This window comes from Mycolicibacterium phocaicum (assembly GCF_010731115.1).
In the GTDB taxonomy this organism is placed as follows: domain Bacteria; phylum Actinomycetota; class Actinomycetes; order Mycobacteriales; family Mycobacteriaceae; genus Mycobacterium; species Mycobacterium phocaicum.
This window is the reverse complement of sequence record NZ_AP022616.1, coordinates 2,571,499-2,586,130: the sequence shown is the minus strand read 5'-3', so window position 1 is coordinate 2,586,130 and position 14,632 is coordinate 2,571,499. Positions and strand designations below refer to the sequence as shown.

Genomic DNA, 14,632 nt, shown 5'->3' with positions numbered 1-14,632 from the left:
GGCAGATGACACAGCTGAGCCGTGAAAAGGACGACCTGCTGGACGAGGTGGTGGGCCAGGTCCGGTCCTGGCTCGACGAGGCCGCCCGCCTGCCCGCCCCCTCGGCCGGCCGGCGATTGGCCGACGTCCTTCGCGATCCGCATGGCCTGGATTTCACCGTCGGCTTCGTCGACCGCGTGATCCGGCCCGAAGACCACAAGGTCGCCGCTGCCAACCTGCGCGCCCTCGCGCGCAACGCCCCCGGTTTCCTGCCGCTGCATGAACGGCTGCTGATCAAGCTCGGTGCCCTGGTGTCGGTGATCGCGCCCGGTCTGGTCATCCCGGTTGCCCGGAAGGTGTTGCGCGAGATGGTCGGTCACCTGCTGGTCGACGCGTCCGATGCCCGCCTCGGACGGTCCATCGCACGGATCCGCAATCGTGGCGTCAGCCTCAACATCAACCTGCTCGGTGAGGCGGTGCTCGGCCAGGCCGAGGCGTCCCGCCGGCTGAAGGGCACCGAACAATTGCTGGCCCGTCCCGACGTCGACTACGTGTCGATCAAGGTCTCGGCCACCGTGCCCCCGCACTCGCCGTGGGCGTTCGACGACGCCGTCGACCACATCGCGGCGAACCTGCTGCCGTTGTTCACCCAGGCGGCGACCGCGCCGACGAAGAAGTTCATCAACCTCGACATGGAGGAATACCGCGACCTTGAGCTGACGATCGCGGTGTTCACCAAGCTGCTCGACCGGCCCGAACTGCTCGGCCTCGAAGCCGGGATCGTGCTGCAGGCGTATCTGCCTGATGCACTGAGCGCGATGATGCGCCTGCAGGACTGGGCTCGGGCGCGCCGCGCACGGGGTGGCGCCGGCATCAAGGTGCGGCTGGTCAAAGGCGCCAACCTGCCGATGGAACACGTGGAGGCCTCGCTGCACGACTGGCCCGTGGCGACCCTGCCGACAAAACGGGACACCGACACCAACTACAAGCGGGTGCTGGATTACGCACTGCAGCCCGAGCATGCCGCGAACGTGCGCATCGGCGTCGCCGGGCACAACCTCTTCGACATCGCCTATGCGTGGACGCTCGCCGGCCGTCGCGGCGTCCGGGATCGCGTGGAGTTCGAGATGCTGCTCGGGATGGCCGAGGCGCAGGCCGAAGCCGTCCGGCGCACCGTCGGCGGTCTGTTGCTGTACGTACCGGTGGTGCACCCCAAGGACTTTGACGTGGCGATCGCCTACCTCGTGCGCCGGCTGGAGGAGGGCGCCAGCCAGGACAACTTCATGTCCGCGGTGTTCGAGCTGCACGACGATCAGGCGCTGTTCGAGCGCGAGAAGGGCCGGTTCGTCGTGTCGCTCGCGGATCTCGTGGGGGAGACTGTCATTCCGGTGCCCAACCGTCGCCAGGATCGTCGTACCGACGATCCGCGCGCGGCGATGAGCCCGCCCGGTGGCTTCGCGAATGTCGCCGATACCGATCCGGCACTGCCGGGAAATCGGCTGTGGGGACGGGCTATCACCGAGCGGGTCGCCGCGTCGACGGCCGGCGTCCAGCTGGTTGCCGAGCACACCGTGTCGAGCGCGGGCGCGCTCGACGGGATCATCACCGATGGGGTGACGGCAGGCGCGACGTGGGCTGCGTTGACCGGTGCCGAACGGGCGGCCGTCCTTCGGCGTGCGGCCGCGACGTTGCAGGCGGGGCGGGCGGTACTGCTGGAGGTGATGGCGTCCGAGTGCGGCAAGACGCTCGATCAGGGTGATCCCGAGGTCTCCGAGGCCATCGACTTCGCGAATTACTATGCGGCGCAAGCGGAAAACCTAGATATTGTCGACGGTGCCGTTGCGACACCGGCGGGATTGACCGTCGTCACGCCGCCCTGGAACTTCCCGGTGGCGATCCCCGCCGGATCGGTCCTGGCCGCGCTGGCCGCGGGCAGCCCCGTCATCATCAAACCCGCCACCCAGGCCAGGCGGTGCGGATCCGTCATGGTGCAAGCGCTCTGGGACGCCGGCGTGCCACGCGACGTGCTGCAGTTGGTGCACCTCGATGAGGGCGAGCTCGGGACGCAATTGGTATCCGACCCGCGGGTCGCCCGGCTGATCCTCACGGGCGCGTTCGAGACCGCGGAACTGTTCCGCAGCTTCCGGCCCGACCTGCCGCTGCTGGCCGAGACCAGCGGCAAGAACTCCATCATCGTCACCCCGCATGCCGATCTCGATCTCGCGGTCAAAGACCTGGTGTACTCGGCCTTCGGGCATGCCGGACAGAAGTGTTCGGCGGCGTCGCTCGGCATTCTGGTGGGCTCGGTTGCCCGCTCCGCGCGGTTCCGCGACCAGCTCGTCGACGCCGTCACGTCGCTGAAGGTCGGCTATCCGTCAGACCCGACCGCGCAGGTGGGACCCATCATCGAACCCGCCCACGGCAAGCTGCTGCGGGCCCTCACACAGCTCGCACCGGGTGAGCAGTGGCTGGTGGAGCCGCGCCGACTCGACGACAGCGGGCGGCTCTGGTCACCGGGAGTGAAGACCGGCGTGCGGCGCGGCTCGGAGTTCCATCTCACCGAGTACTTCGGGCCGGTCCTGGGCCTCATCGCAGCCGATGACCTCGACGAGGCGATGGCCATTCAGAATCAGGTCGACTACGGCCTGACGGCGGGCCTGCACAGCCTGGACCGCGATGAGATCGAACGTTGGCTCGACCGGGTCGAGGCCGGCAATGCCTATGTGAACCGTTCGACCGTCGGGGCGATCGTGCGGCGGCAGCCCTTCGGCGGGTGGAAGAAGTCGGCGGTCGGTGCGGGCGCGAAGGCCGGTGGCCCGAATTACCTGATCGGGCTGAGTGATTGGCGTTCCACGCCGGCGACCCGGACGGCCGCCATCTCACCGTCGGTGCGCACGATCCTCGACGCCGCAAAGACTTTCGCGCCGGACCCGGGGACACTGGACTTCCTCGAGCGGTCCTTCGGATCCGACGCACATGCCTGGGCGACGGAGTTCGGCGTCGCGCGCGATGTGTCCGCCCTGATGGCGGAGAAGAACGTCTTCCGCTACCTGCCGGTGCCGGTGACGGTACGTGTCGAGAATGCCGATACGGCGGCCGTGCTGCGGGTCGTCGGGGCGGGAATCCTCGCGGGTTCCCGCGTGACCCTCTCCACCCCGGTTCCACTCGACCCGTCGGTTGCCGACACGCTGGCAACCGCGGGCGTCGTCTGCCGGGCGGAAGATGCCCCGTCGTGGCGGAACACCCTGCGGGACAACGCGCCTGGCCGCGTTCGCCTGCTCGGCGGTAGCCGCGAACAGTTCGCTCGCGACAGCGCCGGCAATGTCGGGATCGCGCTCTACGCGGGGCCGGTTGTCGAAGCGGGGCGCATCGAGCTGCTGACGTTCCTGCACGAGCAGGCGATCGCGGTGACGACGCACCGATTCGGTTCTCCGACGCCGTTGTCGGAGAACCTCTTCCGGTGACGCCGAGCCGTCAGAGCGCGTAGGCGAGCTTGAACTTGTCGAGCAGATACGGCCCCGACACCACCGGTTCATACCGCGGCGGGTTGTCGGCTGTCGCGCAGGTCGGGATGCACTCGATGACGGCGTCGAAGTTGGGCTGGTGGAAGAACGGCAGGCTGAACCGTTCCCCGCCGGCGCCGTTGCTCACCACGCGATGCACGGTGCTGACCCAGCGGTCGTTGGTCCACCGGGCCAGCAGGTCGCCGATGTTGATGACGAACGATCCGGGGACCACGGGCACGTCGAGCCATTCGCCGCCGTCTTTGAGAACCTGTAGGCCGCGCTGAGATTCGTCCTGCAACAGGATCGTGAGATTGCCCCAGTCGCTGTGCTGGCTCAGCCGGATTTCGCCCGCCGGCCGATTGTCGGCCGGGTAGTAGTTGGCCATCAGGTTGGAGTTGTGCCGGTCGATCGACGCGTCGAACCAATCCTCCCGCAGGCCAAGGGCGAGCGCGAAGAGCCGGGACAGCTCGGTCGCCAGTAGTTCCATTTCGGCGTAGTAGCGCTCGTAGGCGCCGCGAAAGCCCGGGAGTTCAGGCCACCGCTCGGCGACGGCCACCCGCTCATCGGTCCAACCGTCGCCGCCCAGGCCCTCGGGGTTGCCGAGCGGAAAGTGGACGAACTTCTCGACGCGGTCCGGCGCCTGGTGCTCGGCCTCGACGTCCGCGCCGTCGTTGGTGGCCGAGAGCTTGCCCGCACTGCTGAATCCACGGGCCAGTGGGTCGCCGGGCAGTGCCCGGACCCGGTCCTTCTCTGCCTGTGGCAGAGCGAAGAACTCACGCAGGGCGCGGTTGACGTCGCTGATGGCCTTGTAGGGCACGCCATGGCCCACGAGGAGCAGGAAGCCGCTCGTCTCGCAGCAGCGGCCGATCGCGTCGGCCACCGCCTGGCGGTGCGCCGGGTCGCCGGTGCGCGCGCTGCTGATGTCTATGACTGGGACGAAGCCGTCCTGCAGGACGACACGGTCGACTATCACTTCAGGTTGGGTCATGCGTTCGACGCTAGAACCTCAACCTAAGTTGAGATCAAGTGTGAAAATTCTTCTCGCGCAACATCGTCGGTCGGGGCCGCCTACTACTGACTCTGGTGCACCGTGGTGTCGACCCGTGGCGCCTGCGCGTGCGGCTGGATGTCCTGGAGCCACTGCAGCTGATCGATACCGTGGTTGTTGTGTGCTGCCACAACGGTTTCCGGTAGGGCCTTCTGCGTGTCCTCCGCGAATGACCACACGATCGGGGACACCAGGATTCCGACTCCGAATGCGCCTGCGAGAACGTAGCGGCCCAACGCCTGCCGTGTACTACTAGTCATCGTTTTCATGCCGTTGCCTCCTGGGGTGCTATGCCCAGATCAACAGGCGCCCGAATCGGCGTCATCCCAGGTGGCGCGATGTTTACCCGAGTTGGCAGGATCGCCTTACCGCGTCGTGTGCAACCGCAGCAGTGTCCACGCCGCCAACGATTGCGCATCGGTGATGTCGCCGCGCCGGATCATGTTCTCGATCTCCTCGGCGGTGAACCACTCGCTGTGCATGTCCTGCTCTTCGTGCTCACGCTCGTGTTCGCCCTCGGTGATGCCGGTCGCGAGATAGGCCCAGCCGCGTTGGCTGCACATCCCGGGTGCGACATCCAACTGGCCCAGCACCTCCCACGTCTCGGCGCGCAGCCCGGTCTCCTCACGGAGTTCCTGGGCAGCCAGATCGGCGGGCGCGGGCTCGTTGCCGCCCAACGTGCCCGGCGCGGTGCCCTGCACAAACTCCCAGCGCCGCAACCCGATTGGGTAGCGGAACTGCTCCACCATCCGGTAGCGGTCGCCGTCGCGGGCAATCACCAGCGCATAGGTGGGTTTGTCCACCACGCCGTAGATGCCGGTGGTGCCGTCGGGGCGGCGGATGTCGTCTTCGCGCACCGACATCCAGGCGTTGCGGTAGACCTCACGGGAGCCGACGCGTTCGATCACAGCTCCAGTATCGCGGATGGTTGGCGGTGGCCCCTGGTTGTCGTTCCGAACAGGAGAAGTGCCACCTCCGCGGCACCGGACATAGGGGCGCCGACGACCATCCGCGAACAATTTTCTGCCGCGGAATGATCGTTGTATCCGAATAGGCGAGTAGCCTCGCGATGTGCTGCTGACCTCTCTGAACCCCGCCGCCGTGGCCGCCGGACACGACCTCGAAGACGCGGTACGCATCGACGGCGCGGTCCTTTCACGCAGCGATCTGGTCGGGGCCGCGACGTCGGTGGCCGAGCGGGTCGCGGGCGCATCGCTCGTGGCGGTGCTGGCTAGGCCCACCGCCAAGACGGTGCTGGCCATCGCCGGCTGCCTCATCGCCGGGGTGCCGGTGGTGCCGGTGCCGGCCGATGTCGGTGCTGCCGAACGCCGGCACATGATCACGGACTCCGGGGCGCAGGCGTGGCTGGGGGAGACGCCTGACGAAGCCGAAGGATTACCAGTCATTCCGGTGCGGTTGCACGCCCGGTCCTGGCATCGCTACGCCGAGCCCTCACCGGATTCGACGGCGCTCATCATGTACACCTCAGGAACGACGGGGCTGCCCAAAGGTGTGCTGATCAGCCGCCGCGCCATCGCGGCCGACATCGACGCGCTGGCCAAAGCGTGGGCCTGGACCCCGGCCGACACCCTGGTGCATGGCCTGCCGCTGTTCCACGTCCACGGCCTGATTCTCGGCCTTCTGGGTTCGCTGCGTATCGGAAATCGCTTCGTGCACACCGGAAAACCCACGCCGGCCGCGTACGCCGCAGCGGGTGGCTCGCTGTACTTCGGGGTGCCGACCGTGTGGTCACGCGTAGTGGCCGATGCTGCCGCCGCCGAGGCGTTGCGGGGCGCGAGACTGCTGGTGTCGGGCAGTGCGGCGCTGCCGGTGCCGGTGTTCGACGACCTCGTGCGGCTCACCGGGCACGCGCCCGTCGAGCGCTACGGCAGCACCGAATCGCTGATCACCCTGTCGACCCGGGTCGACGGTGACCGCAGGCCCGGCTGGGTCGGGTTGCCGCTCGACGGCGTGCAGACCCGGCTGGTCGCCGAGGACGGGTCGCCCGTGCCGCACGACGGGGAAACCATTGGCCGCCTGGAGGTTTCCGCGCCGACGCTGTTCAGCGGGTACCTCAACCGGCCCGAGGCGACGGCCGAAGTGCTGGGAGACGACGGCTGGTACCGCACTGGCGACGTCGCCGTCGTCGACGCCGAGGGCATGCATCGCATCGTCGGGCGAGAGTCGGTGGACCTGATCAAGTCCGGTGGTTTCCGGGTCGGCGCCGGGGAGATCGAGACCGTCCTGCTGGGCCACCCGGGCGTGTCCGAGGCCGCGGTCGTCGGCGTGCCCGACGACGACCTGGGCCAGCGGATCGTCGCGTTCGTGGTCGGCTCCGCATCGGCGCAGGAACTCATCGACTTTGTCGCGCAACAGCTTTCGGTGCACAAGCGGCCGCGCGAGGTGCGCCTCGTCGACAGCCTGCCCCGCAACGCCATGGGCAAGGTGCAGAAGAAGCTCCTCGTCTAGCGGCTAGGGCAGCCGGCTCGCCGGTCCGTTCTCGGTCTCCGGCTGGATCAGCCGGAAGTGAGATTCGCTGCGCTGCATGTGCCGTCGCTGGTAGTCGCCCTCGATGTGCTTGCCGTCAACCGTGCCGGTCAACATCAGCCGGTCGGGACCGTCCAGGCGAAAGTTCAGCACGGTGGGCGGATCCGATTCGTGCTTCTTGATCTCCAGTCTGTCGCCGCGGATCTCGAACTGGTAGACGGTCACGTAGCCCGCCGGGACCTGGGTGACGAAGCTCGTATAGTCGCCGACCCGGTCGGCGATCGCGACATTCGTCCACGGCGCCGGCGAGGTCTGCTGCAGCGTCGCCTGTTGGCCTTCCACCGTGAATGACGTTGCGCGCCAGACTCCGTCGATGTCCGATTCCCGGTGCCGAATTTGCTGGTAGGTAACGACGCCGAACGTCGCGACCAGCACGGTGACGACGCCTGCGATGGTGAACTTCGCCACGGTGCCGGTCCGGCGCAACCACCGCCTGCCCGAACCCGACGCCGGCCACAGCACGACCGGTTCGGAAGTGCCACGCTGGAATACCGTTCGAGCGAGGCTTTGCCAGTACGGCGTGGTGATCGCGACGGCGATGAACAACAGCGCGCCGGACACCAGCTTCACCGGGACGTCGTAGAAGAGGTTGAGCAGGAACACCTGGCCCATGGCCACGATCGCGATCAGCGCGCCCAGCAGCCACGTTCGCCGCCACAGCAAGAGGACACCGGCGACGAATTCGACCAGACCCGTGGCCATCGAGTAGGGGTCCGAGGCGCCCATGAAACCCCACAGCGTGTTCATCATGCTGACGTCGCCGACCATCTGGATCTGATAGCCGGGCAGCATCATGTAGGCCATCTGCGTCGGAATGAGCTTGGCCAGACCGTAGAGCAGCATCGAGACGGCCAGCCCGAACCGGGCGAACACCAGCAGCAGTGCGGCAAGGCTGCGGTAGTTGGGCCGTTGCCGGTCCAGCGCAGTCCACACCGCGGTGATCAACAGGGCCACCAGGATCCAGCCGAGGTGCAGGCACCACTCTGCCATCGAATCAGCGCCGCCGTTGATGTTCAGGTGTGCGCCCTCGCCGCGGGTGACGAAACTGCCCAGGTTTGCGAGCCCCTGAAGAAGCGGGGCCATCAATAGGCTCAGGCCCAGATTGCCGTACACCGAGAGGATCAGGATTCCGCCGCCGATGGTGAACAACAGCCGGAACGCCAGCTTCTGTGCGTCGGTCCATTCGGGCGCCGAGGTCTCGTCGGGGTCGGTGGGTGCCAAGGTGTCCGCGTCGCCGGTCGTCGTGCTCACCGGATTGACGCTAGCGATGAATGTGCGCCGATGTCCCTGGGGGAAAACCTCCAACTTCCCGGCGGGAATACCGCACGTCTTCACGGCCTTGTAGATCGCATGCAACTCACAGACGAAGCCCGCGCCCTGATCGGGGATGGGGCCAACGCGACGCTGGTGACTCTGAATGCCGATGGCAGCCCGCAGGTTTCGGTGGTGTGGGTCGAACTGCAAGGTGACGAGCTGGTCAGCGCGCACCTCGCGGACTACAAGAAGCTGCGCAACATGCGCCGCGACCCCAGGGTCGCGGTCACCATCGTCGGCACCGACCGGGGCGCCGCATCGGTGAACCCCTACCTCGCGATCAGTGGCACCGCCCGCATCGTCGAGGGCGGGGCGCCCGAGGTCCTGACCCGGCTGACCAACGTGATGGCGCCGGACTTCAACGGCCAGTTCCCACCGGCCGGCGCGCCGCCCGGGTACCTCACCCGCATCACCATCGAGAAGGTGACGGGCGTCGGCCCGTGGGCGGCGCAGTCTTGAGGGGCGTCGCTCAGTAGCTCACGGACTGTTGGACGTGACCGAATTCGACGTCCTTGCCGTTGAAGATGCCGTGGCAGGCGAGGGTCACCTGGTAGGTGCTGAAGGTCGGAACGCCGTCGATGTGCAGGCTCGCATTGCCCTTGGCCGGCAGGTTGAGCTGGCGGTGGGTCGGCGGGATCAGCTTGTTGTCGGCGACGGCGTCGTACGTGCACGTGCCGGCGATGTCCGCGGAATTGGTGACGTTCACCGTGACCCCGGCCAGCCCGCCGGTGCTCACGTTCATGGTGACGGCGTCGTGGGGTGGCTGTGCTTCCGGTGGTTGCGGCGCGGCGACGCACTGGTCGCCGACGAGGACCCGGCCCGCCGTGCATTTGATCGGCTTCGGCTCAGGTGCCGGAGCCGGGGCCGGAGCGGGCGCCGCTGGGGCCGGCGCGGGAGCGTTGAACGTGTAGTCCGACCATGGGCCGCACCAGTCGCCTTCGAGGTCCTTCTTGCGGCAAGCCTGTAGGTGGATCGTGTGCGGCCCGAAATCTTTGAATGTCGTGGTGTAGGTGGCCCTACCGCCGTTGATGCACTTGAATTCTTTCTCGACCTGATAGCTGTAGGCGATGATGTGCACGGCGTCGACCACATAGTCCCCGTGGACGCGGGGGCAACCTGCGATGAGGCAACTGGCCGTGGTGTCCTTGATGACCTGGCAGGTGACGTCGAGGCCGTTGGGCAGCACGTCGGCGCCGGCCGTCGGGACCGGTAGGAACATGACCCCGGAAACCGTTGCGGCAGCGAGGTATCGGCTGAGTGTTCGTATTCTGCTGCCCATGGTGGCCCCTACGCAGTCGTGACGATGTTCGCCCTTTTCAAGGCATGTCACTGACGCTATCGACGGCCCGCGAGACTCGATATAAGGGAAATCCCTACGATTGGCCGGCATACAGAAAGGGCCGCCCGGCGTTGCCGAGCGGCCCTTTTCCGAAGTACAGCCGGTCAGTTGGCGTGCAGCGCCTCGTTGAGCGTGATGCCGGTGCCGTCGCGCTTGACGACCTCGACCGCGCCGCTGACCGAGTTCCGGCGGAACAGCAGGTTGTTCGAGCCGGAGAGCTCCTTGGCCTTGACGGTCTGGCCGTCGGCGGTGGTCACCTTGGTGCCGCCGGTGACGTACAGGCCGGCCTCGATGACGCAGTCGTCGCCGAGTGAGATGCCCAGACCGGCGTTGGCGCCCAGCAGGCAGCGCTTGCCCACCGAGATGACCTCCTTGCCGCCGCCCGACAGCGTGCCCATGATCGACGCGCCGCCGCCGACGTCGGAGCCGTCATCGACGACGACGCCCGCGGAGATGCGGCCCTCGACCATCGAGGTGCCCAGCGTGCCGGCATTGAAGTTGACGAAGCCCTCGTGCATGACGGTCGTGCCCGACGCCAGGTGCGCGCCCAGGCGGACGCGGTCGGCGTCGGCGATGCGCACGCCGGTCGGCAGCACGTAGTCGACCATGCGGGGGAACTTGTCGACGCCGAAAACGGTGACCGTGCCACGACGACGCAGCTTGGCGCGGACGGTCTCGAAGCCCTCGACCGCGCAGGGGCCGAAGTTGGTCCACACCACGTTGGTCAGCAGGCCGAAGATGCCGTCCATGTTGGCGCCGTGGGGCGCGACGAGGCGGTGCGACAGCAGGTGCAGCCGCAGGTAGGCGTCGTGCGCGTCGGCGGGCTTGTCGTCGAGCGAGGCGATGGTGGTGCGCACGACCTCGGTGCGCACGCCGCGGTCCTCATCGGTGCCGACGAGGGCTTCCAGCTCAGCGGGGACCGGGCCGGCCGCGGCGTCGGCGTTCAGTTCGGGTGCCGGGAACCAGGTGTCGAGGACGGTTCCGTCGGCGGTGATGGTGGCGATGCCGATGCCGGATGCACCAGAAGAAGAAGTCACGTTGGCCAAGGTTACTGAACCAGCGCTGAGCTGGGGGCACCACCCACGAGCGGGCAGCGCCCCCAGATCGCTCACTGCAGGTGATGGACCTCTTGCAGGCCGTATACCGGTGTCGGGATGCGCTCGTAGCGGGCCTTCAGCTGCAGCGCCAGGTACAGCGAGTAGTGCCGCGACTGGTGCAGGTTGCCGCCGTGGAACCACAGGTTCTCCTGCTGCGTCGGCTTCCACATGTTGCGCTGTTCGCCCTCCCACGGGCCGGGGTCCTTGGCGGTCCCGCTGCCCAGGCCCCACACCTTGCCGACCCGGTCGGCGATCTCCTGGCCCATCAGGTCGGCGGCCCAGCCGTTCATCGAGCCGTAGCCCGTCGCGTAGACGACGACGTCGGCCGGCAGCTCGGTGCCATCGGCCAGCACCACCGCGTTCTCCGCCAGGTGCGACACCTGGCCGTGCGCCAGCTTGATCGAACCGTCGGCCACCAGCTCGCACGCGCCGACGTCGATGTAGTAGCCCGAGCCACGCCGCAGGTACTTCATGAAGAGGCCGGAGTCGTCGTCGCCGAAGTCCAACTCGAAACCGGCGGCCTCCAGCCGTGCGTAGAAGTCCTTGTCCCGCTCGCGAATTGCGTCGTAGATGGGCCGCTGGAAGTCGGCCATGATGGCGTAGGGCAGCGATGCGAAGGTCAGGTCGGCCTTCTCGGTCGTCATGCCGGCGGCCACCGCGCGCTCCGAGTACAGGTCGCCGAGACCGAGCTCCATCAGTGAATCGGACTTGACGATGTGCGTCGACGAGCGCTGCAGCATCGTCACGTCGACGCCGTTCTCGTACAAGGCTTTACAGATGTCGTGTGCCGAGTTGTTGGAACCCACCACGACGACCTTCTTGCCGACGTAGCGGTCCGGGCCGGGGTGCTGACTCGAGTGGTGCTGTTCTCCGGCGAAGATGTCCTGGCCGGGCAACGTTGGGATGCTGGGCTTCCCGGACATGCCGGTCGCCAGCACCAGCTGTGTCGGGTGCAGCGTCATGCGCTCACCGTCGCGGTTCACCTCGACGGTCCACCGGCCCGCTTCGGAATCGTAAGTGGCCGAGAGGCATTCGGTGCGCGACCAGTACGGCACCTCCATCACCTTGGTGTAGAACTCCAGCCAGTCGCCGACCTTGTCCTTCGGCGCGAACACCGGCCAGTTGGCCGGGAACGGCAGGTAGGGCAGGTGGTCGTACCAGACGGGGTCGTGCAGGCACAGCGACTTGTAGCGCTTGCGCCACTGGTCGCCGGGTCGCTCGTGTTTGTCGACGACGATGGACGGCACCCCGAGCTGCCGCAGCCGCGCACCCAGGGCGATGCCGCCCTGGCCACCGCCGATCACCAGCACATAGGGCTGCTTCTCGCGTCCCAGTGTGGCCTCTTCCTCGGCGCGCTTCTCGGCCCACGAGCGCGGGTCGGGATCGGATCCGTGCACGGCGCCGAGCACGCGCGTCGTGCCCTTGCGCTCCTCGTGCCCTTTGAGTTCCTGCAGCGTCGTCAGCAGCGTCCAGCCTTCGTCGCCGCGCAGCCGCAGGTGTCCCGAGCCGCGCCCGGTGGCCGTCTCGAACTCGATGAACGCCGACGTCACGTCGCCGTCCGCCGTGGCGGGTTCACGGGTCCGGAAGCCGGACGGGGTGGTGTCGGCCAGCCGGGTGCGCAGCATGTCCGCGATCTGGTCGCGACCCTCGACGGTCTTGATGTTCCAGGTGAAGGCGACGAGGTCGCGCCAGAAGCTGTCGACGGCGAACATCCCGACGACGCCGTCGATGTCCTGTGCGGCCAGCGCCGCCTCGAAGTTGGCGAGCCAGGTCTCGACGCGCTGCTGCGGTGAAACGGCGGTAGTTGGTTCCAGTGTTGCGGTCATGTGACTCAGGACACAGCCAGAGCACAACCTCGGACAAGAGTTGCACCACGTTGCAGCGTTGCAACCTTCTGCAACTCTGTCGAGATGTGGCCGCGGTCACATACAACTGGTCGCATGAGAGCAGCTGTCTACTACGGTCCCAACAAAGTCTCGGTCGAGGACGTCGCCATCCCGGCGCCAGGCCCAGGCCAGGTGCAACTACAGATCGGCTTTAACGGCATCTGCGGCACTGACCTCCACGAGTACTACGCCGGCCCCATCTTCGTCCCCACGCAGCCGCATCCCCTGACCCATCAGGAGTTGCCGCTCACGCTGGGCCACGAGTTCTCCGGCACCATCACCGCCGTCGGCGCCGGCGTCACGGGCTGGCGTGAGGGCGACCGGGTGGCCGTCGAACCGATCTACAAATGCGGCCACTGCGGCCCGTGCGCGGCGGGCAACTACAACGTCTGTCAGCAGATCGGCTTCCACGGCCTGATGTCCGACGGCGGTATGGCCGAATACACCGTGGTGCCGACGAACATGCTGCACCGGCTGCCCGACAACGTCTCGCTGGAACTCGGTGCGCTCGTCGAACCGATGTCGGTGGCCTACCACGCGGCGACGCTCGGTGACGTCAAACCCGGTGATACCGCGATGGTATTCGGCGCCGGTCCCATCGGCATCGGATTGTGGTTCGCCTTGCGCGGCAAGGGACTTCAGGAGATTTTTGTCGTCGAGCCGTCGCCGACGCGGCGGGCCGCCATCGAAGCACTCGGTGCCGTCACGCTCGACCCGACGGTCACCGACGTGCCCGGCTTCATTGCCGACCACACCTACGGCGCCGGGGCCGACGCGGCGTTCGACGCCGCCGGCGTCACTCCCGCGGTGGAGACGGCACTGGCCTGCGTCGGCTCCCGCAAGCCGATGGTCAGCGTCGCGATCTACGAAAAGCCGCTGCAGACACCACTTTTGAACCTGGTGATGAACGAATCCCGCATCCAAGGCTCGCTGTGTTACACCGGCGCCGACTTCGAGGCCGTCATCGCGTTGATGGCGCAGGGCGCCTACGACACCAGCGGATGGGTGGCCCAGATTCCGATCGGTGATGTGGTCGCCGAAGGATTCGAGGCCCTGCATGCGGGGAACAAGATGAAGGTTCTGGTCGACCCGACGCGATGAGCGGAGAAACAGCAATGACATTGGCAGGGAAGGTAGCCCTTGTCACCGGGGCCGGACGTGGCATCGGGCGCGGTATCGCGCTGCGGCTCGCGCGTGACGGCGCAGACGTCGCGCTCGTCGACGTCGAAGCCGATCCGCTGGCGGAGGTGGCCGCCGAGGTATCCGAGATCGGCTGCAAATTCACCACTTTCGTCGCTGACGTCAGTCAGCGGGATCAGGTGTTCGCCGCAGTCGACTATGTGGCAACCGAACTCGGCGGCCTCGACATCATGGTCAACAACGCCGGTGTCGCGTTGGTGGGCCCGCTCGCCGACGTCACGCCCGAGGATCTGCAACGGTTGTGGTCGATCAACGTCGACGGTGTGCTGTGGGGCATCCAGGCCGCCGTCGCGAAATTCAAGGAACTCGGGAACCAGGCGGACGGCAAGATCAGCAAGATCATCAACGCCTCGTCGATCGCCGGGCACGACGGCTTCGCCATGCTCGGGCCGTACAGCGCCACGAAATTCGCCGTACGCGCCCTGACCCAGGCCGCCGCCAAGGAACACGCCGCCGACGGCATCACCGTCAACGCCTACTGCCCCGGCGTGGTGGGCACCGACATGTGGGTGGAGATCGACAAGCGGTTCGCCGAACTCACCGGCGCCCCGGTCGGCGAGACGTACGCGAAGTTCGTCGGCGGGATCGCCCTGGGTCGCGCGGAAACCCCGGATGACGTCGCCGGTTTCGTGTCGTATCTGGCCGGGCCCGACGCCGATTACATGACGGGGCAGGCCGGTCTGATCGACGGCGGCCTGGTTTATCGCTGACATGCG

General features: G+C 67.3%; 12 protein-coding genes. 5 read left to right on the top strand and 7 right to left on the bottom strand.

Features of this window, described 5'->3' with window-relative positions; genetic code table 11:
• The first annotated feature begins 5 nt into the window (after positions 1-5).
• The gene (locus G6N46_RS12350; protein ID WP_138249637.1) at positions 6-3,443 is read left to right on the top strand and encodes a bifunctional proline dehydrogenase/L-glutamate gamma-semialdehyde dehydrogenase; all 3,438 of its coding nucleotides are present in this window, start codon (positions 6-8) and stop codon (positions 3,441-3,443) included.
• 10 nt (positions 3,444-3,453) lie between these two features.
• Here the strand turns inward: G6N46_RS12350 and G6N46_RS12345 are convergent, their stop codons facing one another.
• The 3 genes from G6N46_RS12345 to G6N46_RS12335 all read right to left on the bottom strand — a co-directional run bounded on the left by G6N46_RS12345 (position 3,454) and on the right by G6N46_RS12335 (position 5,441).
• The gene (locus G6N46_RS12345) at positions 3,454-4,473 is read right to left on the bottom strand and encodes an isopenicillin N synthase family dioxygenase (RefSeq protein ID WP_064860499.1); all 1,020 of its coding nucleotides are present in this window, start codon (positions 4,471-4,473) and stop codon (positions 3,454-3,456) included.
• A gap of 83 nt (positions 4,474-4,556) precedes the next feature.
• Positions 4,557-4,793, bottom strand: coding sequence for a hypothetical protein (locus G6N46_RS12340; RefSeq protein ID WP_131808833.1), 237 nt, complete (start codon positions 4,791-4,793; stop codon positions 4,557-4,559).
• A gap of 105 nt (positions 4,794-4,898) precedes the next feature.
• Complete coding sequence (locus tag G6N46_RS12335; protein ID WP_374704289.1) at positions 4,899-5,441, bottom strand: NUDIX domain-containing protein; 543 nt, start codon at positions 5,439-5,441, stop codon at positions 4,899-4,901.
• Positions 5,442-5,604: 163 nt separating this feature from the next.
• On the opposite strand from G6N46_RS12335, the gene G6N46_RS12330 reads away from it, so the two are divergent.
• A complete protein-coding gene (locus G6N46_RS12330; protein ID WP_064860497.1) occupies positions 5,605-7,002 on the top strand; it encodes an acyl-CoA synthetase in 1,398 nt (465 codons plus the stop codon).
• 3 nt (positions 7,003-7,005) lie between these two features.
• Here G6N46_RS12330 and G6N46_RS12325 read toward each other — a convergent pair whose 3' ends face one another.
• Entirely contained in the window at positions 7,006-8,331 is a 1,326-nt protein-coding gene (locus tag G6N46_RS12325; protein WP_064860513.1) for a hypothetical protein, read from the bottom strand.
• 99 nt (positions 8,332-8,430) lie between these two features.
• Between G6N46_RS12325 and G6N46_RS12320 the strand changes: the two genes are divergently transcribed.
• Entirely contained in the window at positions 8,431-8,853 is a 423-nt protein-coding gene (locus tag G6N46_RS12320; protein ID WP_064860496.1) for a PPOX class F420-dependent oxidoreductase, read from the top strand.
• A 10-nt stretch (positions 8,854-8,863) separates the two neighbouring features.
• Here G6N46_RS12320 and G6N46_RS12315 read toward each other — a convergent pair whose 3' ends face one another.
• The 3 genes from G6N46_RS12315 to G6N46_RS12305 all read right to left on the bottom strand — a co-directional run bounded on the left by G6N46_RS12315 (position 8,864) and on the right by G6N46_RS12305 (position 12,656).
• A complete protein-coding gene (locus tag G6N46_RS12315; protein ID WP_138249636.1) occupies positions 8,864-9,613 on the bottom strand; it encodes a hypothetical protein in 750 nt (249 codons plus the stop codon).
• Between the two features lie 224 nt (positions 9,614-9,837).
• A complete protein-coding gene (gene dapD / locus G6N46_RS12310) occupies positions 9,838-10,770 on the bottom strand; it encodes a 2,3,4,5-tetrahydropyridine-2,6-dicarboxylate N-succinyltransferase (RefSeq protein WP_064860512.1) in 933 nt (310 codons plus the stop codon).
• A gap of 71 nt (positions 10,771-10,841) precedes the next feature.
• Positions 10,842-12,656 carry an NAD(P)/FAD-dependent oxidoreductase gene (locus tag G6N46_RS12305; RefSeq protein WP_138249635.1) on the bottom strand — a complete coding sequence of 605 codons (1,815 nt, stop codon included), beginning with the start codon at positions 12,654-12,656 and terminating at the stop codon, positions 10,842-10,844.
• A 114-nt stretch (positions 12,657-12,770) separates the two neighbouring features.
• Between G6N46_RS12305 and G6N46_RS12300 the strand changes: the two genes are divergently transcribed.
• Together G6N46_RS12300 and G6N46_RS12295 are read left to right on the top strand one after the other, a co-directional pair.
• Complete coding sequence (locus G6N46_RS12300) at positions 12,771-13,817, top strand: 2,3-butanediol dehydrogenase (RefSeq protein ID WP_133425586.1); 1,047 nt, start codon at positions 12,771-12,773, stop codon at positions 13,815-13,817.
• Between the two features lie 14 nt (positions 13,818-13,831).
• Complete coding sequence (locus G6N46_RS12295) at positions 13,832-14,626, top strand: acetoin reductase (protein WP_133425587.1); 795 nt, start codon at positions 13,832-13,834, stop codon at positions 14,624-14,626.
• The last annotated feature ends 6 nt before the right edge of the window (positions 14,627-14,632 follow it).